Source organism: Brucella ciceri (genome assembly GCF_041930145.1).
Taxonomy (GTDB): Bacteria; Pseudomonadota; Alphaproteobacteria; order Rhizobiales; family Rhizobiaceae; genus Brucella; species Brucella intermedia.
This window is the reverse complement of record NZ_JBHEEV010000004.1, coordinates 145,002-166,074: the sequence shown is the minus strand read 5'-3', so window position 1 is coordinate 166,074 and position 21,073 is coordinate 145,002. Positions and strand designations below refer to the sequence as shown.

Sequence of the window (21,073 nt, the reverse complement as noted above, 5' to 3'; positions counted from 1 at the left end):
CCCCTTATGACGGCACGATGTCGCAGGCGGATTTGCCTGCTGAATTCGGGGAAAGCACGGCAAGGACGCAGCCGCCGAAAGCTTTCAACTTTCCCTGTTCCGCCCTATGAACCCGCCCGACTGGCGGGCCCAAAGTCCCGCATAGATGCCGCCGCGGGCGATAAGTTCGTCATGCGTCCCCTCCTCCACGATGCGGCCCTGGTCCATCACCACCAGCCTGTCCAGCGCCGCGATGGTGGAAAGCCGGTGGGCGATCGCGATAACCGTCTTCCCCTCCATCAAGCGCTTCAGATTCTCCTGAATGGAAGCTTCCACCTCCGAATCGAGCGCCGATGTCGCTTCATCGAGGATCAGGATCGGCGCGTCCTTGAGGATGGCGCGCGCGATGGCGATGCGCTGCCGCTGCCCGCCGGAAAGCTTGACGCCGCGCTCGCCCACGAAGGCATCGAAGGAGCGCCGCCCCTGAAAATCCTCCAGATTGGCGATGAACCCGTCGGCCTCGGCCTGACGCGCCGCCTGCAGCAGTTCCTCGTCGGTCGCATCGTCTCGCGCCAGCATGATATTGTCGCGCAGCGACCTGTGCAGCAACGCGGTTTCCTGACTGACGACCGCGACGGCCCGGCGCAGCGATGTCTGGGTGACATCGCGAACATCCTGCCCATCGACAAGGATAGAACCCTTCTCGACATCGTAGAGACGCAGGATGAGGTTCACGAGCGTGGACTTGCCCGCGCCGGAATGGCCGACGAGACCGACCCTTTCACCGCCGCGCACAGTGAGGTTGATATTGTCGAGAACGCCCGCGGCCTTGCCATAGTGAAAGGTGACGTTGCGGACATCGATGCGCGCCTCCGTCACCTGCAAGGGTCTGGCATCGGGCCGGTCTTCCAGACCGAGCGGGGCGGAAACCAGCCGCATGGAATTTTCGATCAGCCCCAGCTGGCGCAGCATGCCATTGAGCTGCATCATGAGACGGCCAAGCAGCATGTTGAGGCGCAGCACCAGACCGAGCGTGAACGACACCTGCCCGACCGTGATGGCATTGCGCGTCCACAGATCGATGGCTATCGCCGCAACCGTCACGATCATCAGGCCGGAGAGCGCCGTGAGCGAAACGCGGACTCCGGTGAGCGACCGCATGAACGGGAGAATTGCGCCGAGATACCGCTCGAAACCATCGCGCAAATAGCGCTCATCGTCATCGGCAGTATTGAGCTTGATCGTCTGGATGTTGGAATAGCTGTCAACGATGCGGCCATTGATCATCGATCCCGCCTCCGCAGAGGCCTCGGCATTCTTGCGGATGCGTGGCAGATAACGCCAGGCGATGAAGCCGAAAGCAATGATCCACAGGACTACCGCCGCCGCCAGCCGCCAGTCGAGCCGACCGACCAGAAACAGCGTTGTGATACTGTAGATCGCCATGAACCAGACGACCTGAATGAGGCTTTCGATGAGGTCGCCTGCCGCCTGCCCTGCCTGCCAGACCTTGGTGGCAATGCGCCCGGCAAAATCATTCTGGAAGAAGGCGTAGGACTGGCGGAGAACATAGGAATTCGCCTGCCAGCGGATCATGTTGTAGAAGCCCGGCGACAAGGTCTGGTCTTCCAGCAGCGTGTTGATTGCCGTCACCACGAGGCGGATCACAAGGACAGTGAACCCCATGAAAAGCAGGTCGGGCCCTGCCACCTGCAAAAGCGCCGACCAGCTTCGCTCGACGCCGCCCTTGCCCGCCTGATCGAGAATATCGACCAGCCTGCCGGTGAAATAGAACAGGCCTGCCTCGACCAGCGGCAGCAATCCGCCGACGACAAGGGAAGCCGCCAGCGGCCATTTCGCCTGTCGCGCATAATGCCACAGAAAGCCGAGGGTCGTTGAAGGCGGTCTCAGCCTGTCCGGTTCACGAAAGGGATCGACCCAACGTTCGAACAGGCTGTAAACCGCTTTCATCAATGGCTTGCGTCCTTATTTGACCAGCGTATCCTCGGTATTTTCATCGAAGCCGAGGAAACCGCCGGACTGGCGGGCCCATAGACTTGCATAAATGCCGCCGAGCGCGACAAGTTCCTCATGCGTGCCGTCTTCCACGATGCGCCCCTTGTCCATCACCACAAGACGGTCCAGCGCCGCGATGGTGGAAAGGCGGTGCGCGATGGCGATCACGGTCTTGCCTTCCATCAGCGTGTTGAGGCTGTCCTGAATAGCTGCCTCCACCTCCGAATCGAGGGCCGAGGTGGCCTCGTCCAGAATGAGGATCGGCGCGTCCTTCAGCATCACACGCGCAATGGCGATGCGCTGGCGCTGCCCGCCGGAAAGCTTGACGCCACGTTCGCCGACATGCGCATCCAGCCCCTGCCGTCCCTTGGGATCGGTCAGCAGTGGAATGAACTGGTCGGCCTGCGCGAGACGGATCGCCTGCTGGAGCATCTCCTCCGTGGCATCCGGCCGCCCATACATGATGTTCTCGCGGACCGAGCGATGCAGAAGCGAGGTATCCTGCGTCACCATGCCGATATTGGCGCGCAGCGAATCCTGCGTGACCCTGGAAATGTCCTGCCCGTCGATCAGGATGCGGCCCTTCTCCAGATCGTAGAAGCGCAGCAGCAGATTGACCAGCGTGGATTTACCAGCGCCGGAGCGTCCGACCAGTCCCACCTTCTGGCCCGGCTGAATGGTGAGGGTGAGGTTGTCGATGACACCCTTGCCCTTGCCGTAGTGGAAGCCGATCCGGTCGAAGTCGAGCTCGCCTCTGGTCACCTGCAGCGCCGGCGCATTGGGAACGTCCACGACTTCATGGGAACGCGCAATCGTGGTGATGCCGTCTTCCACCGTGCCGATATTCTCGAACAGGGCCGACATTTCCCACATGATCCACTGCGACATGCCGTTGAGGCGCAGCACCAGACCGATGCCGACGGCGACGGCGCCCACGGTAATCGCTTCGTTCATCCAGAGCTGGATACCGATTGCGCCCACCGCAAACAGCAGGATGCAGTTCGCCATATAGAGGGTGAAATGGAACATCGTGATGAGCCGCATCTGCCGATGCACGGTGCCGAGGAAGCCGTCGAGGCTCTCACGCACATAGGATTCCTCGCGGCTCGAATGCGAGAAAAGCTTCACGGTCGCGATATTGGTATAGCTGTCGACGATGCGGCCCGTCATCAGCGAGCGCGCATCGGCCTGCTGTTCCGAAACCACCCGCAGGCGCGGAATGAAGAAGCGCAGCAGCAGGATGTAGGCAACCAGCCAGACGGCAAACGGGACCATCAGAACCAGATCCGCAGACGCCGCAATGAACAGCGTGCCAGCGAAATAGACGATGACATAGTTGAGCACGTCCAGAAGCTTCATCACCGTTTCGCGAACGGCAAGAGCAGTCTGCATCAGCTTGGTGGAGATGCGTCCGGCGAATTCGTCCTGGAAGAACGACATCGACTGGCGGATCAGGTAACGGTGCATCAGCCAGCGAATGCGCATCGGATAATTGCCGAGCAATGTCTGGTGGATCAGCAGCGAATGGATCAGCACCACACCCGGCAGGCCGATCAGAACCACGCCGGCAATCAGCGCAAGCCGCCAGCCCTCATTGCTGAGGAAAGTCTCGCGCGACTGGTGCGACAGCCAGTCGACAATGTTGCCCATGAAGGCAAAGAGCGACACTTCGATCACGGCAATGAGCGTGGTGAAGATCGCCATGCCGATGATCCACGGCCATGCGCCGCGGGTATAATAAAGGCAAAAGGCTACCAGTCCGCGCGGGGGTTCGCGCGGCGGTTCTTCGGGATAAGCTTCGAGTCGTTTTTCAAACCATCTGAACATGGCGATCCTTTTACGGGCACCTTGCAGAATTTCCAAGACGAAATAGGAACAAAACAGGAATATTTTCGTGATGCAGGAACGAGCCCCGTCCTGCGGACACTCCCTCGCCAACGGATATGTTGATGCGGGAGGCGGGAACCGTTCTCGACGCTTGCAGCCGCCCGATTTGTCGGCTACCCGCATCATATGGAACTGCGCGTAGCACTTTACCAGCCCGACATTCCCGGCAATACGGGAACCATCCTGCGAATGGCCGCCTGCCTCGGCTTCGCGGTCGACCTGATCGAGCCTGCCGGATTCGATGTTTCGGACCGCTCGCTGAAGCGTGCAGGCATGGATTATCTGGAGCAGGCCGCCCTCACCCGCCATGCGGACTGGCGCCATTTCGAGGACTGGCGCCGGCAGGCCGGACGCCGCATCGTGTTGCTGTCCACCAGGGCGGCGGTTCCCTATACGGATTACCAGTTTCAGGAAAATGACATCCTGCTCTTCGGGCGTGAGTCGTCGGGCGTTCCCGACACCGTGCACGATGCCGCGGATGCGCGGCTTCTGATCCCAATGATGCCGGGCGCGCGCTCGCTAAATCTTGCGATTTCGGTTGCGATGACCGCAGGCGAAGCTCTGCGGCAAAGGAAAAACCTCGCGAAATGACCGGATTCGCAAGGCAGCATCTCCCCCTCCGGTCTGAAAGGCTCGCTTCTTCCATGAACCTGTCCACCCTCGCTCTCGCCGCTTCCACCCTGTCCCTGCTGGCAAGCGCCCCGGCCTTCGCCAAGGAAGCCACCCCCATCGCGCCGAAGGTGATGGTCATCACCATGTTCGGCGAGGAGGCCAAGCCATGGCTTGAAGGCGAAAAGTTCACCCAGAAGATCAAGCTGCCGGGCCTCAACCCCGAATATCCGACGGTCGACTGCACCGCCGAAGGCCTGTGCCACATGACAACGGCCATGGGCTTCGCCAATGCCGCAAGCGCGACGGCAGCCATGGCGCTGAGCGACAGGTTCGATCTGAGCCACACCTATTTCGTGATCGCGGGCATCGCCGGTGTCGACCCGAAGCACGGCACGCTCGGATCGGCGCATTGGGCGAAATATTCGGTCGACGCCAATCTGAACCACCGCATCGACATTCGGGAAGCGCCGGAAGGCTCGCCCACGGACTTCTTCGGCCTCGGCGCGGCAAAGCCCGGCGAAAAGCCGAAATGGGCCGCAGGCACGGAAATCTTCGCGCTGAACGGCAAGCTTGCCGATTATGCTCTGGCAACGACCAGAGGCGTCGAACTTCTGGATAGCGACGCGGCGAAGGAATATCGCAAGCATTACACGGAAGAGGCCGCGACCGGCGCGCCAAAGGTCACGATCTGCGATACGGCCTCGGGCGATACCTACTGGCACGGCGCAAAGCTCGGCGAAGCCATGGCCGAATGGTCGAAGCTTCTGACCGACGGCAAGGCCGATTACTGCACCTCGCAGATGGAAGACAATGCCACGCTGACCGCGCTGAAGCGCGCCGCCGAAGCTGGCAAGCTCGATTTCGACCGCATCGCGCTGCTGCGCACCGCGTCGAATTTCGACCGCCAGGGCAAGGACCAGACGGCGGCGGAATCGCTGGCCGCGAATTCCGGCGGCTTCCCGCTTGCCACGACCAACGCCTATCGCGTCGGCAAGGCCTATGCCGAAAGCATCATCCAGAACTGGAACGCATGGGAAAAGGCCCCGCAGACGGCAGGCAAGTAGAGCGCATCGCGAAAGGTGTGAAACGGCATTCGGATGAAGCGCAATCCGATCCAATCGGATCGAAACTCCAAGCCGTAACGTAATAACGATTCAAAAAGCGAAGGCGCCCTCCGGGGCGCCTTTTCTGCCTACTAATCTGAATCGCGTTTCAATGGCTTGACCGCCGCTATTGAAGCGCTGCTCAATCCGCGGTCGCCAGACGGCGCATGGTAAACTCAATCACATCGTCCGGCCGCTCGCACCAGCTTTCGATCTCGGTCCAGTAGGCGGCTTTCGGGAATGTCTCGAACCACTCGCGCGCCTTTTCGCGCGCCGCCAGCCTCGGCAGGGTGAACGTCTCGCGGACGAAACCATCGCGCGGCATCCGGCTTTTCGTGCTTTGCTTGGCGCTTTTCTGGGCGCGGCTTTTCTCAAGCTGCCTGCGCAGGCCTTCAAGCGGTGGACGGGGCGGTGTTGCTGCCATGCGTTTGCCTCCCGGCGAACCCGGAAATGAATGCCTTTCAAACCCTGAGTAGAGAAAGATAGGTTAGCGATACCCCAAAGACGAGTCTTTTCTTGGGGAGAGGGCCGGTACTGTCTTGCGATCACGCGCTTCACGCTTTGCGGTGAAGGCGGACTTTGCTAAGCCAAGCAATAATAGTTCATCCATTTAGAGCGCTTCGATCTGACTGAATCGGATCGGCGCTCTAGATATTCATTTTGAACCGCGCATCTTGTCCGAAAACGTCACGCACTTTTCGGGATGCGCTCCAACCCTGGCTGCGCGAGGTCTTCAAACACCACCAGGCCGCGCCGGAAGGACACGAAAATGCAACGCGACGAGATTCCGGCCATCATCCCGGCAGACATCGAAGAGAAGAAGCAGGCGGCACAGCGCTGGTTCGAGGAACTGCGCGACCGTATCTGCGCAAGCTATGAACAACTTGAAGATGAATTGCAGGGCCCGCTTTCGGATCGCGAACCCGGACGCTTCGTCCGCACGCCATGGCAGAAGGATGAAGGCCGCGGCGGCGGCGGGGTCATGTCGATCATGCATGGCCGCGTCTTCGAAAAGGTCGGCGTCCATGTCTCGACGGTCTATGGCGAGTTCTCGCCGGAGTTCCGCAAGCAGATTCCGGGTGCCGAGGAAGACCCGCGTTACTGGGCAAGCGGCATTTCGCTGATCGCGCATCCGCAAAACCCGAACGTGCCTGCCGTCCACATGAACACCCGCATGGTGGTGACCACGCGCCAGTGGTTCGGCGGCGGTGCCGACCTGACGCCGGTGCTCGACCGCCGCCGCACGCAGGACGACCCGGACACGCTTGCCTTCCACAAGGCCTTCCGCTTCATCTGCGACAAGCACAAGGACATTGTCGACTACCAGCGCGTGAAGGAGTGGTGCGACGAATATTTCTTCCTGCCGCATCGCAACGAGGCGCGCGGCATTGGCGGCATCTTCTACGACTGGCTGCACTCGCCGGAAGAAAAAGGCGGCTGGGATGCGGATTTTGCCTATACGCGCGATGTGGGACGCGGCTTTTCGGTCGTCTATCCGCATCTGGTCCGCCAGAACTTCAACAAGGACTGGACCGACGCGGACCGCAACGAACAGCTCATCCGCCGTGGCCGCTATGTCGAGTTCAACCTGCTTTATGATCGCGGCACGATCTTCGGCCTCAAGACCGGCGGCAATGTGAATTCCATCCTGTCTTCCATGCCCCCCGTGGTGAAGTGGCCGTGAGGCATTGAAAAAGGGCCGGTTTCCCGGCCCTTCAATCATATTGCGAAGGCGGAATGATAGGCGACGTCGCCTTCCGGAATATCCGGCCCGAAGGCCAGACACTGGAAATATTCCGCCGGCACGCCCGGCAGTTTCAGCCGCTCATCGGCCTTGAAGCCGAAGCGCCCGTAATAGCCGGGATCACCCAGAAGGACGCAGCCTTCAGCGCCGAGGCTGCGCAACCGCGCGAGGCCCTCGCGGATAAGCTTGCCGCCAATCCCCTCGCCCTGCCGGTCCGGGCGGACCGAAACAGGACCAAGCCCATGCCAGCCCTTGTCCTCGCCGCCGACCAGAACCGGCGAGAAAGCGACGTGACCCAGAACCTGCCCGTCCTCTTCCGCAACCAGCGACAGGGTGAGCGCATCTGCGGCGCGGAGCGCATCGACGATTTCCCCTTCCTTCCCGCTGCTATGGGCAGCGTTGCGGAATGCCTCATCCGTCAGGCGACGGATTTCCGCGGCGTCTTGGGGCGTTTCGTTGCGAATATGCATGTCCCTCTCCTTCACCGGTTGTTTGCCTGGGCGCGGACATTCTCGCGCCCCTTCAAGGAGATGCGATAAGGACTGCCCATGCGCGATTCGATCAGCCGCTTGCGGCGCAATTGCTGGAAAACCGCCATCGTGCAGTCGGAAAGCAGATAGCCTTCCCGGGTATAGCATTCGATATCGCAGACGCGTCCGTCTTCGCGCAGATGGCGGATGTAGCCGCCCTGCGCCAGCACGTGCAAGACGCGCTGTTCCATGCGTGAGATATTCATTGTCGTTAATGCCTGGATGGAAACCATGACAAGCATCAGCCCTCGCGGATGGTGAACCATCCACGGCCAATGCCGTTTCCGCTCCTGGACCTGCATGTCAGGCGCTTTCAGCACCCGTCACTTGCAGTTTCGTCCGGAACGCTCAAAGGCTTCCGACAATCTCCAGCATCAACAATTCCTCTTCCAGAGGCCCAAAGGACAGGAGGGCAATAGCCCCTCCTGCTCATTTATAAGCGCCGCGCGCCGGTGTCAAACCGTTCAGGCTTTCATGGCAGGCACCGGCATGCCGACGCATCGCGCCCTGAAAATGCTCGATCGCGGCACGGATTTAAACAATTCCCGATGAGCTGGACTCAACGAGACTTGGTATTGGGCTGGTTGCGAAGCTTTTCGGCTTCCGCGTAGAACTTCTTTTCCCACTCATTGTGGTTATCGAGCCCTTCCTTGATGAAGGGCGTGAAGATGGCGAGATTCATCAGGCACCAGTTGACGAACCGGGCCGGGAACTTCAGCGGTTTCACGAAATCGACGAACAGCACGACCCGCGTCTTGTCCGTGTGGTTCCATGCCTCATGCTCATAGGCATCGTCGAAAATCAGCACCTTGCCTTCCTGCCAGTGACAGACCTGTTTGTCCACGCGGATGGCAAGCTTGTCGTTCGGCTCCGGCACGATGAGGCCGAGATGCAGGCGCAGCACGCCATTATAAGGGCCGCGATGCGGCGGCAGGTGCTTGCCCGGCTCAAAGATGGAGAACATCGCCGTCGTAAGGCCCGGAATCTTGTTGACGATGCGCCAGGTTTCCGGGCAGGCCTTGATGTTCTGTTCCGACTTCACGCCGAAACCGAGCAGGAAGAACGTCTTCCAGCGATTGTCGGTCGAGATCGTCTTCACATCGGTCGAAATGTCCTGAAAGGAAGGCAGTTCGCTTTGGCGCAGGAGAATCGTGTCCAATTCCTTGCGGATGGCCGGCCATTCCTTCTCAATCTCCGCAGCCCACGGAAAGGTCGCGTTGTCATAGACCGGCGGATTGCCAAGCCTGGCATATTTCAGGTTGAGACCTTCGGCCCAGGATACGATCCCCATGAAGAAACGGGTGATGCGGCTCGGCCGGTCCATGGCGGCGATGCCCTCGGTGCCAAACTTCTGCTTCGGATCGGCCGCTGCCTTGTCTTGTATCGATGTATCGGGATTGGACATCTCACGCTCTTTCAGAATGACGCTGAAAACTTCCCAGCCATAAATGAATGAAACTATAGCGAAAATTTGCCGACAAGAGGTCAGCTGTTCATTTTCGCGGCATTTCCAACAAAAGTGAGACACGGTTTTGTGTTCGGAAATGCCGGAGAAAGAATAGTCAGGGCAGAAACACCCTAACTACGATCAAGTTTGTCCAGAAGCGCGGTGCGGTCAAGGCTAAAACCGGAGTCTATCCAGAAAGTTTCGAGCGACCGCAAGGCCTCGCCCAGCCCCGGCCCCTTCTGGATGCCAAGGGCCAGAAGATCGCCCCCCGTCACGGGAAAGACCGGCGCATCGTAACGTTCGGCAGTTTCGAGAAGACGCGCGAAACCACCGGCGCGCACCATCGCTTCGTCGCTACCTCCGGCCTCGGCCCGCGCCGCGGCATAGGCCAGACGAATGCGGTCGAGCACGGCCTGCTTGCTGCCGCGATAGATGGTCTTCTTCAACGCCTGTTCGGAAAGTTCCGGCTTGACTGCATCGGCGCGCGCCCAGGCTTCGAGCCGCGCCCTTTCGGCATTGGACATTTTCAGCCGCTTGCCCATCTCTTCCATCCGCACGCTGTCGGGCGGGATGATGCTTTCGAGCCGCAGCAGCGGATCGGCCTGCCAGCCAAGATCGGCTTCGGTGCGCACCAGGCCGTGAATGGCGTCGATACCCCATTTCTCGCTTTCCGGCAAAATGAGGTTCAGCACGCCGCCCTGGCGCATCCACAACAGCGCGCGCGAGGGATCGGGAGCAGAGAGAAGCTTCTTCAGTTCCGACCAGACCCGTTCGGCGGAAAGCTGTGAAAGCCCGTCCTTCAGCCGCGCGCTGGCGCGCAATCCTTCGGCCTCGGGCCGACCCGAACCGTACCAGGCAAAGAAGCGGAAGAAGCGCAGGATGCGCAGGTAATCCTCGCGAATGCGCTGTTCCGCATCGCCGATGAAGCGCAGCGTCCGGCTCTCTATGTCGGCAAGGCCGCCGACATCATCGATGATCGTGCCGTCAGCGGTCGCATAGAGCGCGTTGATGGTGAAGTCGCGCCGCTCGGCATCGGCCTTCCAGTCGGTTCCAAACGCAACCTTGGCGTGACGGCCATCGGTTTCGATGTCCTGCCGCAGCGTCGTCACCTCGAACGGATGCCCTTGCACGACAACGGTTATCGTGCCGTGCTCGATGCCGGTCGGCACCGGCTTGAAACCGGCCTCGGTCGCCAGCCTGACAGTCTCGTCCGGCACATGCGTCGTCGCCAGATCCACATCGCTCACCCCGGTGCCAAGCAGCGTGTTGCGCACTGCGCCGCCGACGACGCGCACCTCGCCGCCATCACGGTTCAGCGCCTTGAACAGGGCCTGCAACGGCTTTGCCTTAAGCCAGTCCGCCTTGCCGGAAATATTGATACTCAAACGTAGAGCCTTTCATAAAGTCCGCGAATGATCCCGGCGGTTGCCCCCCAGATGAATCGCTCGTGATAGGGCATGGCGTAATAAAAGCGTTCCTTGCCGTTGAACATCCTGCTTTCCCGCCGGTGATTCTGCGGATTCATCAGGAAGGAAAGCGGAACCTCGAAAATATCGGCCACTTCGTCCGGGTTGGGATGCACGTCGAACGGCGTTTTCACCACCGCGAGGATGGGCGTGATCGAAAAGCCGCTGCCGGTGAGATAACGCGGCAGATTGCCGATGATCTCGGCGCGATCCGCCGCAAGCCCGATTTCTTCATTGGCCTCGCGCAGTGCCGCCCGTTCCGCCGTGCCGTCTTCCGGGTCGATTGCGCCGCCCGGAAAGGCGATCTGGCCGGAATGCTTGCGCAATGTGTCGGTGCGCTGCGTCAAAAGCAGCGTGGCTTCCGATCCCCGATCGACTACAGGCACCAGCACGGCCGCGTCGCGCATCTTCGCCGTCACCATGGCCTGCGTGAAATCGGGATTGAGCGAATGGTCGCCCGTTACCGCATCGTGGTCCGGGTGCCACTGCCGGACCCGCTCGGCAAAATCACCGGCTGAAAAGTCAGGAAAGCCGTTCATTGCAATGCTGCCTCCAGCGCATCCACCGCCATGATCGGAAAGACCATGCCGCCGGAGCGGACCGCAAATGTCTGCACCCCGTTGATTTCAATTTCCTCGCCCAGCGCCACAAGATCATACATGACCGAACGGGCAATCAGCGCCTCCAGCCGTCCGCGAACCAGAACATAAGGCTTGAGGCCGCCGCTTTCCGGCTCGACCACGAAGCGTAAGGGATGCTGCGCATCGGCTGTAACCACATCGCCGACATTGGTGCGGAAGGTGAGCGCCTGCGTCTCTCCTTCGCCGGAAACCTCCATCTCGACGGCAATGAAATGCGCGTCCTCGACGCGGATGCCGACCTTTTCCACCGGCGTGACCAGATAGGTCTTTCCGTCCTCATCCTTGCGCAGCACGGTCGAGAACAGCCTGACGAGCTGTTTGCGGCCGATCGGCGTGCCCATGTAGAACCATGTGCCGTCCGCCTTTATTTCCATGTCGAGATCGCCGCAGAATTCCGGATTCCACCGCTCGACCGGCGGGATTCCGCGCTCCCTGGTGGAAGGACCGCTCTGCGCATCGGCATGGGCGCGCGCGATCAGGGCTTCCAGCCCGCCGGCGGTCCCGGTGTTCCGCATGGATTCTTGCGGCGCCTCTTTGCCTTCAGGGGTGCTTTTTATCATCCGACTCGGTTATTCCTGCGCAAATAGACCCAAAGCCATGAAATAGTCACCCTTTCGCGGCTTGTCAGTATTATATAGCGATTTAAGAAGCAGTTCCGCCAGAGCATTGCGAGGTCCATATGAGCGTTGCCGTTACGCCTGAAACCGCCAATCCCGAACAAATCGTCGCGGAGGCCGAACGGGCGCTCGCAGATATCGCCCGCATCAAGGCAAGTGTCGGCACCGTGATCTTCGGTCAGGAAAACGTGATCGAGCGCACCCTCGTCGCTGTGCTTGCCGGTGGCCATGCGCTCCTCGTCGGCGTGCCGGGCCTCGCCAAGACCAAGCTGGTGGAAACGCTTGGAACCGTGCTTGGCCTGTCCGGCCAACGCATCCAGTTCACGCCCGACCTGATGCCTTCCGACATCATCGGCTCGGAAGTCATGGAACAGGATGCCGACGGACGCCGCTCCTTCCGCTATCTCAAGGGGCCGATCTTCGCGCAGCTCCTGATGGCCGATGAAATCAACCGCGCCTCGCCCCGCACGCAGTCCGCCCTTTTGCAGGCCATGCAGGAATATCATGTGACGGTCGCAGGCCAGCGCTACGACCTGCCAGCGCCATTCCACGTTCTGGCGACGCAGAACCCGCTGGAGCAGGAAGGCACCTATCCGCTGCCGGAAGCCCAGCTCGACCGCTTCCTGATGCAGGTCGACATTCTCTATCCCGAACTGGATGCGGAACGGCGCATTCTGCTGGAGACGACCGGCGTTTCCGAGGCCAGGGCCTATGAAATCATCAATGCCGAGCGGCTGATCGAAATGCAGACCCTGGTGCGGCGCATGCCCGTGTCGGAAAGCGTCGTTGAAGCAATCCTCAAGCTGGTGCGCTCCGCAAGACCTGACGCCGATAACGACCATGCGAAGAAGCATATCGCCTGGGGTCCCGGCCCCCGCGCCAGCCAGGCGCTGATGCTCTGCGCAAGGGCGCGCGCGCTTTATGAAGGCCGCCTCGCCCCCTCGGTTGACGACGTGAAGGCGCTGGCCGAGCCGGTATTGCAGCACCGCATGGCGCTCAATTTCGCCGCGCGCGCCGATGGCATGCATATTCGTGACGTCATCGCCAATCTGGTAAAGGCTGCTGTCTGATGGTCATCGGCGCAGAAGTTTCCACCGCAGATCGCAAGGAGACGCTTGCCCGCGCCCGCGCGCGGGCCGCTGCTATCCCCGATCTGCTGGTGGAAGCGCAGCGCGTGGTCAATACCGTCATGAATGGCTGGCACGGACGGCGCAAACGCGGCCCGGGTGAAAATTTCTGGCAGTTCCGTCCCTATGTCGAGGGCGAATCCCTCGCCCGCATCGACTGGCGGCGCTCGGCCCGCGACGACCATACCTATGTCCGCGACCGCGAATGGGAATCCGCCCATACGGTCTGGCTGTGGTGCGATTTTTCGCCTTCGATGCTCTATCGCTCGCAGATGGCGCCGGTTTCCAAGGAAGCGCGTTCACTGGTGCTGACGCTGGCGCTTGCCGAACTTCTGTCGCGTTCGGGCGAACGCATCGCCTTTCCGGAGTTGATCCAGCCCTTTTCGGCCCGCAATGGTGCAGAGAGGCTTGCAGCGGCGCTAATGCACGACGCGCCCGCTCCGGCGCTGCCGGATATCGGCCAGATACGCCGTTTTTCGGAAGTCGTGCTGGTCTCAGACTTCCTGCATCCATTCGATGAACTGAGCGATCTACTCGACCGCCTCGCCAGACGCGGCGTCCGCGCCCATCTGGTGGAAGTGGCCGATCCGGCGGAAGAGACATTTCCCTATTCCGGCCGCACCGAGTTCCGTGATCCCGAAACCGGCGCGACGCTTGTCGCCGGTCGGGCCGAAACCTATGCGGAGGACTATCGCCGCCTCTACACCGCGCGGCGCGAAACCCTCGTCGATTACTGCAAGCGGCTTGGCTGGAGCTATACGGTTCACCGCACCGACAGGCCGACAGCCGAAGCGCTGGCGCGTCTTCACGATGCCCTGAGCGCAACAGGGAGCAGCGCTACAGGGAGCAGCACATGAATTTCCTGCCGCTCGCCTTCGGTTCACCGCTCATCCTTGCAGGATTGATCGCCCTGCCGGTCATCTGGTGGCTTTTGCGCATGGCGCCGCCGCGCCCGCAGGAAGAAACCTTTCCGCCGCTGCGCATTCTGGCGCAGGTCTTCAAGCGCGAGGAAGTACCGTCGAAAAGCCCATGGTGGATGACGCTGCTGCGACTGCTCATCGCCGCGCTCGTCATTCTCGCGCTTGCCTCGCCGGTCTGGAACCCGCGCCCGGTGGCGCTTGCGGGCAATGAGCCGCTCGCCATCGTCATCGATAATGGCTGGGCTTCCGCCGAGGACTGGCAACAGCGCGTCAATGCCGCCGAAAAGCTCATTTCCGATGCGGAAGGCACTGACGCGCCGATCTATATCGCAGGCACGGCGGAACCGGCCAATGCGGAACTCGGCCCCTATGACAGCAAGCGCGCCGCAGAACGCCTGCAGGCGCTGGAACCGCGCCCTATTCCCGTCGACCGCAAGGCGGCGCTGGAGCGGCTCTCATCCGCCCTGCCTGCCGGTGCCAGGATCCGCCTTGCCTTCATGAGCGACGGGCTGGCTACGCCAAACGATGCGCAAACCTTCGCGGAACTGGACAAGTCCGGCCATCTCGCTTCCGTTCTCTGGTATGGCGCGGGACTCAGCCGCATTTTCGCGCTGACCGGCATCGACAACAAGGCTGACAGTCTGGAAGCGATCGCCATCCGCCCGCAAGGCGTATCGGCCCCGCGCACGCTCACCGCAGCCGCCTATGACGACAAGGGACGCCGCATCGCCGAAGCGCCGCTTTCCTTCACGCCTGGAAGCGCGGAAGGCACAGCGCGTTTCAACCTGCCGGTGGAGCTTCGCAACGATTTCCGCCTGATCCGTGTCGATGGCATCGAACAGGCAGGCGCGACACGGCTGATCGATGCGGGATCGGAACGGCGCACAGTCGGCCTGATCGCCAGCGGCGACGGTGATCTGGCGCAACCTCTGCTCTCGCCGCTGCACTATATTTCCCGGGCGCTTTCGCCCTATGTCAATCTGATCGAGCCGCGCTCGGCGGACCTGCTGCAATCCGTGCCGGAAGTGCTGGATGCAAAGCCGTCGATCCTCATCATGGCCGATATCGGCACGCTGCCGCAGCCAGTCACCGAACAGCTTTCCAAGTGGATCGAGGATGGCGGCACGCTGGTGCGGTTCGCAGGCCCGCGCCTTGCCGGCGCCAGCGATAACGACCCGCTTCTGCCGGTGAAACTGCGCAAGGGCGAACGCGCACTGGGCGGAACGCTGTCCTGGTCGGAGCCGCAGAAATTGCGCGCTTTCCCTGACAAGGGGCCTTTTGCCGGTCTTGCCGTTCCCGATGACGTGACCGTCACAAGGCAGGTTCTTGCCGAACCGTCATTCGATCTCAACGACAAGGCTTACGCCGTTCTTCAGGATGGAACGCCGCTTGTGACTGGCGAACAGCGCGGGCGCGGCAATATCGTCCTGTTCCACATCTCGCCGGATGCAAGCTGGTCGAGCCTGCCCATTTCGGGTTCGTTCGTGGAAATGCTGCGCCGCATCGTCTCGCTGTCACAGAGGACCGGCGCGCAGGACACGCAGGCCTCGGTCTCACTTCCGCCATACCAGCTCCTGTCCGCTTCCGGCGCGCTGACCCCGCCCACATCCGAGGCCAAGCCGCTGATCGTCGAGAAGAACAGGCAGGCGAGCGTCAGCATCAACACGCCGCCCGGTTTCTATGGCAATGAGGACGGATTGAAAGCGCTCAACATCTTTGAAGGTGCCGACATCAAGCTGCAACCGATAGCCCAACCCGCATTTTCCGTCGGAATAGTGCCCGCTTCCTACACGTCCGACCAGTCGATTTCACTGGCGGGACCGTTCTTTGCGGTCGCCGCGATGCTGCTCGCGCTCGATACGCTTTTGATGCTGTGGCTGCGCGGTGCCTTCCGTCGCCGCATGAAAGTGCGCGCCAAGGCCGCAGGCATCGCCGTACTGCTGGCTGGTTCGCTTGCCTTCAACCTTCTTCCGTCTGGAATGGGCGAAGCACAAGCCCAGACCCCATCCCCATCTCAATCCCAGTCCAAGACACAGGAACAGGTGCATGACGACAGCAAGCCGGGAGACGAGGCGATCGTCAACTCGGTCTCGCAGACGCATCTTGCCTATGTCATCACCGGCAGCGCCCAGACCGACGACATCAGCAAGGCCGGGCTGCGCGGTTTAAGCTTCGCGCTGATGGACAAGACCGCGCTTGAACCGGGCGACCCTGTCGGCGTCGATCCGGCCAAGGATGAACTGGCCTTTTATCCGCTGATCTACTGGCCTATCGACGCACAAGCGCCGATGCCCAGCCCGGAAGCGATTGCCAGGGTCGATGCCTATATGCAGCAGGGCGGCACCGTGCTTTTCGACACGCGCGACCAGTTGCAGGCCGGAGCCAGCCTCGATGCGTCCGCCTCACCGGCCAACCAGCGCCTGCGCGCCATTCTCGACGGCATGAATGTACCGCCGCTGGAACCCGTGCCGGACGATCATGTGCTGACCAAATCCTTCTTCATCATGCCCGATTTTCCGGGCCGCTATGAAGGAAGCCCGCTCTGGGTCGAGGCGACAACGCCCAATGCTTCGCCGCAGAACCGCCCTGTGCGCACCGGTGACGGCGTGACCCCGATCATGATCACCGCCAATGATTTCGCCGGTGCATGGGCCGTGGACGAGCAAGGCAATCCGCTTCTGCCGACCGTGCCGAACGACCCGATGCAGCGCATCTATGCCATTCGCGGCGGCGTGAACATCGTCATGTATATGCTGACCGGCAACTACAAGTCCGATCAGGTCCACGCCAAGGACCTCATCGAGCGGCTGGGAAACTAGCATAATGCTTTGCAGCCACGTCATCGCCCAATCCCGCTTCTCTTTTCCCCTGATCGTGAACGCGAACGGCGGTAGGAGGTGAGAATGAACATCGAATTCGAACCGTTTCTCTCCACGCCCTGGCTGATTGCCGTTCTCGTGCCGTTGGCGTTGCTGGTTCTGGCCACGATTGCGTTGCGGATGCGTGGCGGGCTGATCCGCCTGCTGGCCGCAGCCGCGCTTGCGCTGGCGCTGATCAATCCGGTCATCATCAACGAAGAACGCGAGCCGTTGAAAAGCGTGGTCTCAGTCGTGGTGGACCGCAGCCAGAGCCAGGAACTGGGAAGCCGCCGCGCCGACACGGATGCCACCTTGAAAGCTGTGCAGGACCAGCTTGCAACCATGCCGCAGTTTGAAACCCGCGTGGTGGAGGCAGGCAAGCCCGGCGAGAATGAAGACGGTTACGCCACCCGGCTTTTCGGACCGCTGGCGCGTTCGCTTCTCGACGTGCCGCCTTCCCGCGTCGCGGGCGCTGTTCTGATTACCGATGGTCAGGTGCACGATATTCCCGCCAACAAGAATGCGCTCGGCTTCGATGCGCCGCTGCATGGGCTTGTGACTGGCAAGCCGGACGAGTTCGACCGCCGCATCCGCTTCAACAAGGCGCCGCGCTATGGCATCAGCGGCAAGCCGCTGGAAATGTCGTTTACGGTGATCGATGAGGGCAAGAGCCTCGGCAGCCCGGCTCCGGTTCAGGTCCGCGTCAATGGCGAAACCGTCAGCGAGGAGGAAGCGCGGGTCGGTCAGGAAACGCCCGTCACCATCACCCTGCCGCGCGCCGGTGTGAACATTGTCGAAATCGCCACGCCAGCGCTTCCCGGCGAAGTGACCGACGCCAACAATCGCGCCGTCGCAACCGTGGACGGCGTTCGCGAAAACCTGCGCGTGCTGCTCGTCTCCGGCGAGCCGCACAATGGCGAGCGCACATGGCGCAACCTGCTCAAATCCGATGCCGCCGTCGATCTCGTCCACTTCACCATTCTGCGCCCGCCCGAAAAGCAGGACGGCACGCCGATCAACGAATTGTCGCTGATCGCTTTCCCGACGCGCGAACTCTTCGTGGACAAGGTCAACGAGTTCGATCTCATCATTCTCGACCGCTACCAGCACCGCGATGTGCTGCCGCTGCTCTATTACGATTATATCGCGCAATATGTGGAGAATGGCGGCGCGCTTCTGGTCGCCGCCGGGCCGGAATATGCAGGCGAAATGTCCATTGCCCGCACGCCGCTCTATAGCGCCCTGCCCGCCATGCCGACCGGCGCGGTAACGGAAAAGGCCTTCTATCCGCGCCTCACCGATCTCGGCAAACGCCACCCGGTCACGCGCGGCCTCGATGGCAGCGATCAGGAGCCGCCGCACTGGAGCCGCTGGTTCCGCACCATCGACATTACCGCGCCGCAGGGCGAAACGGTAATGAGCGGCGCGGACAACAAGCCGCTGCTGGTGTTGAGCCGCGTCGGAAAGGGCCGCGTCGGCATGTTTCTTTCCGATCAGGGCTGGCTCTGGGCGCGCGGTTTCGAGGGCGGCGGCCCCTACGCCTCGCTCTACCGCCGCATTGCCCACTGGCTGATGCAGGAGCCGGAACTGGAGGAAGAAGCGCTGACAGCTTCCGGCAACGGGCGCGCCCTTTCCATCCGTCGCCAGACCATGGGCGACAATCCCGGTGCGGCGACCGTCACAACCCCTTCCGGCAAGGAATTGCAGGTCAGTCTTGCGCAAAGCAAGCCGGGCCTGTTCGAAGGCTCGTTGCAGACGGACGAGATCGGGATTTTCCGGGTGAAGAATGGCGATCTGGAAGCGCTGGCCCATGTAGGGCCCATCGATGCGCCGGAATTTGCCGACAGCATTTCGACGGCGGATCACCTGAAACCGCTTGCCGAGGCGACGGGTGGCTCGGTTCATCGCCTCCATGCAAGCGGAGACAGTGCAGTCCGTGTGCCCGCGATCACGGCCATCAGCGGCAACCGCGCCGCCAGCGGCAATGACTGGATCGGCCTGCGTGAGACTTCGGACACGCAATTGAAAAGCGTCAATCGCCTGCCGCTGTTCTCCGGCTTCCTGGCGCTGTCTGCCCTGCTTCTGGTCTTCGGCAGCATGTGGTATCGCGAAGGGCGGTAAACCGCCCCTCGCTTTCCCCTCTTTTTAACGAGAGCATGTCTCCCGAAAGTGGGAACCGGTTTCGGGTTAAAGACATGCAATAAAACAAGCAGATAGAGCATTTCTAATGAAATGCTCTATTTCGCCCGGTTGGCGTGGCGCACGATGCCGCCGACGCCATTCACCGCGCCCGGCGCGAGTTCGCAGGCGAGCATCCGGCGCGGATCGACCGGTGCCGGCATGATCATGGAGCCCGGCGCGACCATCTTGAAGCCGAACGGACCGTAGTAAGGCTCATCGCCGACGAGAATGACGAGCTTGTGGCCTGCCTTTTCGGCGGCTTCCAGCGACATGCGCATCAGCCTGCCGCCGATGCCCCGCTTCTTCCATTCAGGCCTGACAGCAAGCGGTCCGAGCAGGAGCGCGGGCGTCTTGCCGATGACAACCGGCGTCTGCCGCACCGAGCCGACCACGATGCCGCCCATCAGCGCCACGAAGGAAAGATCGAGCGCGTGCGGACCACCCTCGCGGATGAAATGCGCGGCACGTGTGAAACGTCCCGGTCCGAAGGCTTCGGCATTGATGGCTTCGATTTCAATGTCGTGCGCCGGGCATTCCTGCGCATAGGTCAGTTCAAGCTGCTGCATGGGCTTAAGATCGCAATAGGAGAAGTCGGGGACCCTTGAGGTCAATGGAATGCACTCCGCGCTTGGGCGCGGTCCAAGTTTCATCGTCGGATGAAAAGCATTTCCATTACATCGTTCTCCTGTGCGGCCGGAATTGAGATGACCGCAATTTGGAAGTTGCATTACACCAAAATGGACAGAGGTAAAACCATTTTTTTCAAAATGGCGGCTTCAAATGATCTTTTTGGAACCGTTACGCACTGTTCACGGCTTGCAATGCTGCAAAACGGCGGCTGTCGCCCTATTCTCTTGCCAAAAGGAGAAATCGCATGGGACTTCTGGTCGATGGCAAGTGGCATGATGTCTGGTACGACACCGAGAGCACGAAAGGCCGCTTCGAACGTTCAAAATCGCAATTCCGCAACTGGGTGACCGCTGACGGCAGCCCCGGCCCGATCGGCGAAGGCGGCTTCAAGGCCGAACCGGGCCGTTATCACCTCTATGTTTCCTATGCCTGCCCGTGGGCGCATCGCACACTGATTTTCCGCGCGCTGAAACGGCTGGAAGACGTGATTTCGGTTTCGGTGGTGGATTTTCTGATGGCTGAAGAAGGCTGGACCTTCCACGGCACCACCGGCAGCACCGGCGACGCGCTCTACGGCGCGAAGCGTCTTTACGAAATCTACACCCGCGCCGATTCGAACTATTCCGGCCGCGTCACCGTGCCGGTCCTGTGGGACAAAGAGCGCCAGACGATCGTCTCCAACGAATCGTCGGAAATCATCCGCATGCTGAACACCGCCTTCAACGAATTCGGCGATGCCTCGCTCGACTTCTACCCGGAAGCGCTGCGCGGCGAGATCGATGCGCTCAACGATTTCATCTATCCCAACATCAATAACGGGGTTTATCGCGCCGGTTTCGCCACCACGCAGGAAGCCTATGAGGAAGCGTTCGGGCAACTCTTCGCCGCACTGGATGCGCTTGAGGACCGTCTTTCCCGCCAGCGCTATCTGACCGGCGACCGCCTGACGGAAGCCGACTGGCGGCTGTTCACGACGCTGTTGCGTTTCGATCCGGTCTATGTCGGCCATTTCAAGTGCAACCTGCACCGCCTTGCCGATTATCCGAACCTCTGGAACTACACGCGCGAGCTTTATCAGGTGCCGGGCGTGGCTCCGACCGTGAACATGGAACACATCAAGGGCCATTATTATCGCAGCCACAAGACGATCAATCCGACCGGCGTTGTGCCGCTTGGGCCGGAAATCGACTTCGCTGCCCCGCATGACCGGGATCGCTTCCCCTCAGCACTTCCAGCAAGAGCGTGAAGCGGCTTTAAAGCCCGACCGGACCAACTGCGCTTTTCCTGCAACAGTGCCCGGAGAACATCAGCAATC

The 21,073-nt window shown here is 61.2% G+C and carries 18 protein-coding genes; 8 read left to right on the top strand and 10 right to left on the bottom strand.

Going from position 1 to position 21,073, the window contains the following annotated elements; all coding sequences use genetic code 11:
• Positions 1 to 84 precede the first annotated feature (84 nt).
• Together JNC63_RS09535 and JNC63_RS09530 are read right to left on the bottom strand one after the other, a co-directional pair.
• The gene (locus JNC63_RS09535) at positions 85 to 1,950 is read right to left on the bottom strand and encodes an ABC transporter ATP-binding protein (RefSeq protein ID WP_063620744.1); all 1,866 of its coding nucleotides are present in this window, start codon (positions 1,948 to 1,950) and stop codon (positions 85 to 87) included.
• A 15-nt stretch (positions 1,951 to 1,965) separates the two neighbouring features.
• Positions 1,966 to 3,822, bottom strand: a complete 1,857-nt coding sequence (locus tag JNC63_RS09530; protein WP_006472727.1) for an ABC transporter ATP-binding protein — start codon at positions 3,820 to 3,822, stop codon at positions 1,966 to 1,968.
• Positions 3,823 to 4,008: 186 nt separating this feature from the next.
• Here JNC63_RS09530 and JNC63_RS09525 point away from each other — a divergent pair, with 186 nt between their 5' ends.
• Together JNC63_RS09525 and JNC63_RS09520 are read left to right on the top strand one after the other, a co-directional pair.
• A complete protein-coding gene (locus tag JNC63_RS09525; RefSeq protein WP_006467341.1) occupies positions 4,009 to 4,473 on the top strand; it encodes a tRNA (cytidine(34)-2'-O)-methyltransferase in 465 nt (154 codons plus the stop codon).
• Positions 4,474 to 4,526: 53 nt separating this feature from the next.
• Positions 4,527 to 5,558 carry a purine-nucleoside phosphorylase gene (locus JNC63_RS09520; RefSeq protein WP_063620940.1) on the top strand — a complete coding sequence of 344 codons (1,032 nt, stop codon included), beginning with the start codon at positions 4,527 to 4,529 and terminating at the stop codon, positions 5,556 to 5,558.
• 181 nt (positions 5,559 to 5,739) lie between these two features.
• On the opposite strand, the gene JNC63_RS09515 is transcribed toward JNC63_RS09520, so the two are convergent.
• Complete coding sequence (locus JNC63_RS09515) at positions 5,740 to 6,021, bottom strand: hypothetical protein (protein WP_006467342.1); 282 nt, start codon at positions 6,019 to 6,021, stop codon at positions 5,740 to 5,742.
• A 345-nt stretch (positions 6,022 to 6,366) separates the two neighbouring features.
• Between JNC63_RS09515 and hemF the strand changes: the two genes are divergently transcribed.
• Positions 6,367 to 7,281 (top strand): oxygen-dependent coproporphyrinogen oxidase, encoded by a 915-nt coding sequence (gene hemF / locus JNC63_RS09510; protein ID WP_063620742.1) that lies wholly within the window; start codon positions 6,367 to 6,369, stop codon positions 7,279 to 7,281.
• Positions 7,282 to 7,316: 35 nt separating this feature from the next.
• On the opposite strand, the gene JNC63_RS09505 is transcribed toward hemF, so the two are convergent.
• The 6 genes from JNC63_RS09505 to JNC63_RS09480 form a co-directional block, all read right to left on the bottom strand.
• Complete coding sequence (locus tag JNC63_RS09505) at positions 7,317 to 7,811, bottom strand: GNAT family N-acetyltransferase (RefSeq protein WP_063620740.1); 495 nt, start codon at positions 7,809 to 7,811, stop codon at positions 7,317 to 7,319.
• An 11-nt stretch (positions 7,812 to 7,822) separates the two neighbouring features.
• A complete protein-coding gene (locus tag JNC63_RS09500; protein ID WP_063620938.1) occupies positions 7,823 to 8,077 on the bottom strand; it encodes a YjhX family toxin in 255 nt (84 codons plus the stop codon).
• A gap of 353 nt (positions 8,078 to 8,430) precedes the next feature.
• Positions 8,431 to 9,276, bottom strand: coding sequence for an ornithine lipid ester-linked acyl 2-hydroxylase OlsC (olsC, locus tag JNC63_RS09495; protein ID WP_006472723.1), 846 nt, complete (start codon positions 9,274 to 9,276; stop codon positions 8,431 to 8,433).
• Positions 9,277 to 9,449: 173 nt separating this feature from the next.
• The gene (locus JNC63_RS09490; RefSeq protein WP_063620738.1) at positions 9,450 to 10,703 is read right to left on the bottom strand and encodes a CCA tRNA nucleotidyltransferase; all 1,254 of its coding nucleotides are present in this window, start codon (positions 10,701 to 10,703) and stop codon (positions 9,450 to 9,452) included.
• Positions 10,700 to 11,323, bottom strand: a complete 624-nt coding sequence (locus JNC63_RS09485; protein WP_063620737.1) for a CoA pyrophosphatase — start codon at positions 11,321 to 11,323, stop codon at positions 10,700 to 10,702. The genes JNC63_RS09490 and JNC63_RS09485 overlap by 4 nt, the downstream gene beginning before the upstream one ends.
• Positions 11,320 to 11,985 carry a DUF1285 domain-containing protein gene (locus JNC63_RS09480; protein ID WP_374846280.1) on the bottom strand — a complete coding sequence of 222 codons (666 nt, stop codon included), beginning with the start codon at positions 11,983 to 11,985 and terminating at the stop codon, positions 11,320 to 11,322. The genes JNC63_RS09485 and JNC63_RS09480 overlap by 4 nt, the downstream gene beginning before the upstream one ends.
• 119 nt (positions 11,986 to 12,104) lie before the next feature.
• Between JNC63_RS09480 and JNC63_RS09475 the strand changes: the two genes are divergently transcribed.
• From JNC63_RS09475 to JNC63_RS09460, 4 genes are all read left to right on the top strand, one after another.
• A complete protein-coding gene (locus JNC63_RS09475; RefSeq protein WP_006467351.1) occupies positions 12,105 to 13,112 on the top strand; it encodes an AAA family ATPase in 1,008 nt (335 codons plus the stop codon).
• Positions 13,112 to 14,026 (top strand): DUF58 domain-containing protein, encoded by a 915-nt coding sequence (locus tag JNC63_RS09470; protein WP_063620733.1) that lies wholly within the window; start codon positions 13,112 to 13,114, stop codon positions 14,024 to 14,026. The genes JNC63_RS09475 and JNC63_RS09470 overlap by 1 nt, the downstream gene beginning before the upstream one ends.
• On the top strand, positions 14,023 to 16,908 hold the full coding sequence (locus JNC63_RS09465; protein WP_063620730.1) for a DUF4159 domain-containing protein: 2,886 nt from the start codon (positions 14,023 to 14,025) through the stop codon (positions 16,906 to 16,908). Before JNC63_RS09470 ends, JNC63_RS09465 begins: the two co-directional genes overlap by 4 nt.
• 84 nt (positions 16,909 to 16,992) lie before the next feature.
• Complete coding sequence (locus JNC63_RS09460; protein WP_063620728.1) at positions 16,993 to 19,068, top strand: hypothetical protein; 2,076 nt, start codon at positions 16,993 to 16,995, stop codon at positions 19,066 to 19,068.
• A gap of 116 nt (positions 19,069 to 19,184) precedes the next feature.
• Here JNC63_RS09460 and JNC63_RS09455 read toward each other — a convergent pair whose 3' ends face one another.
• Positions 19,185 to 19,694, bottom strand: coding sequence for a GNAT family N-acetyltransferase (locus JNC63_RS09455; RefSeq protein ID WP_063620726.1), 510 nt, complete (start codon positions 19,692 to 19,694; stop codon positions 19,185 to 19,187).
• Positions 19,695 to 20,002: 308 nt separating this feature from the next.
• On the opposite strand from JNC63_RS09455, the gene JNC63_RS09450 reads away from it, so the two are divergent.
• On the top strand, positions 20,003 to 21,004 hold the full coding sequence (locus JNC63_RS09450) for a glutathione S-transferase family protein (protein WP_063620724.1): 1,002 nt from the start codon (positions 20,003 to 20,005) through the stop codon (positions 21,002 to 21,004).
• The last annotated feature ends 69 nt before the right edge of the window (positions 21,005 to 21,073 follow it).

Coding starts and splice junctions, on each gene's coding strand:
- JNC63_RS09525 (WP_006467341.1), top strand. CDS start 4,009: ATGGAACTGCGCGTAGCACTTTACCAGCCCGACATTCCCGGCAATACG.
- JNC63_RS09455 (WP_063620726.1), bottom strand. CDS start 19,694: ATGCAGCAGCTTGAACTGACCTATGCGCAGGAATGCCCGGCGCACGAC.
- JNC63_RS09465 (WP_063620730.1), top strand. CDS start 14,023: ATGAATTTCCTGCCGCTCGCCTTCGGTTCACCGCTCATCCTTGCAGGA.
- JNC63_RS09460 (WP_063620728.1), top strand. CDS start 16,993: ATGAACATCGAATTCGAACCGTTTCTCTCCACGCCCTGGCTGATTGCC.
- olsC (WP_006472723.1), bottom strand. CDS start 9,276: ATGTCCAATCCCGATACATCGATACAAGACAAGGCAGCGGCCGATCCG.
- JNC63_RS09500 (WP_063620938.1), bottom strand. CDS start 8,077: ATGAATATCTCACGCATGGAACAGCGCGTCTTGCACGTGCTGGCGCAG.
- JNC63_RS09475 (WP_006467351.1), top strand. CDS start 12,105: ATGAGCGTTGCCGTTACGCCTGAAACCGCCAATCCCGAACAAATCGTC.
- JNC63_RS09530 (WP_006472727.1), bottom strand. CDS start 3,822: ATGTTCAGATGGTTTGAAAAACGACTCGAAGCTTATCCCGAAGAACCG.
- JNC63_RS09450 (WP_063620724.1), top strand. CDS start 20,003: ATGGGACTTCTGGTCGATGGCAAGTGGCATGATGTCTGGTACGACACC.
- JNC63_RS09520 (WP_063620940.1), top strand. CDS start 4,527: ATGAACCTGTCCACCCTCGCTCTCGCCGCTTCCACCCTGTCCCTGCTG.
- hemF (WP_063620742.1), top strand. CDS start 6,367: ATGCAACGCGACGAGATTCCGGCCATCATCCCGGCAGACATCGAAGAG.
- JNC63_RS09480 (WP_374846280.1), bottom strand. CDS start 11,985: ATGATAAAAAGCACCCCTGAAGGCAAAGAGGCGCCGCAAGAATCCATG.
- JNC63_RS09485 (WP_063620737.1), bottom strand. CDS start 11,323: ATGAACGGCTTTCCTGACTTTTCAGCCGGTGATTTTGCCGAGCGGGTC.
- JNC63_RS09535 (WP_063620744.1), bottom strand. CDS start 1,950: ATGAAAGCGGTTTACAGCCTGTTCGAACGTTGGGTCGATCCCTTTCGT.
- JNC63_RS09505 (WP_063620740.1), bottom strand. CDS start 7,811: ATGCATATTCGCAACGAAACGCCCCAAGACGCCGCGGAAATCCGTCGC.
- JNC63_RS09515 (WP_006467342.1), bottom strand. CDS start 6,021: ATGGCAGCAACACCGCCCCGTCCACCGCTTGAAGGCCTGCGCAGGCAG.
- JNC63_RS09470 (WP_063620733.1), top strand. CDS start 13,112: ATGGTCATCGGCGCAGAAGTTTCCACCGCAGATCGCAAGGAGACGCTT.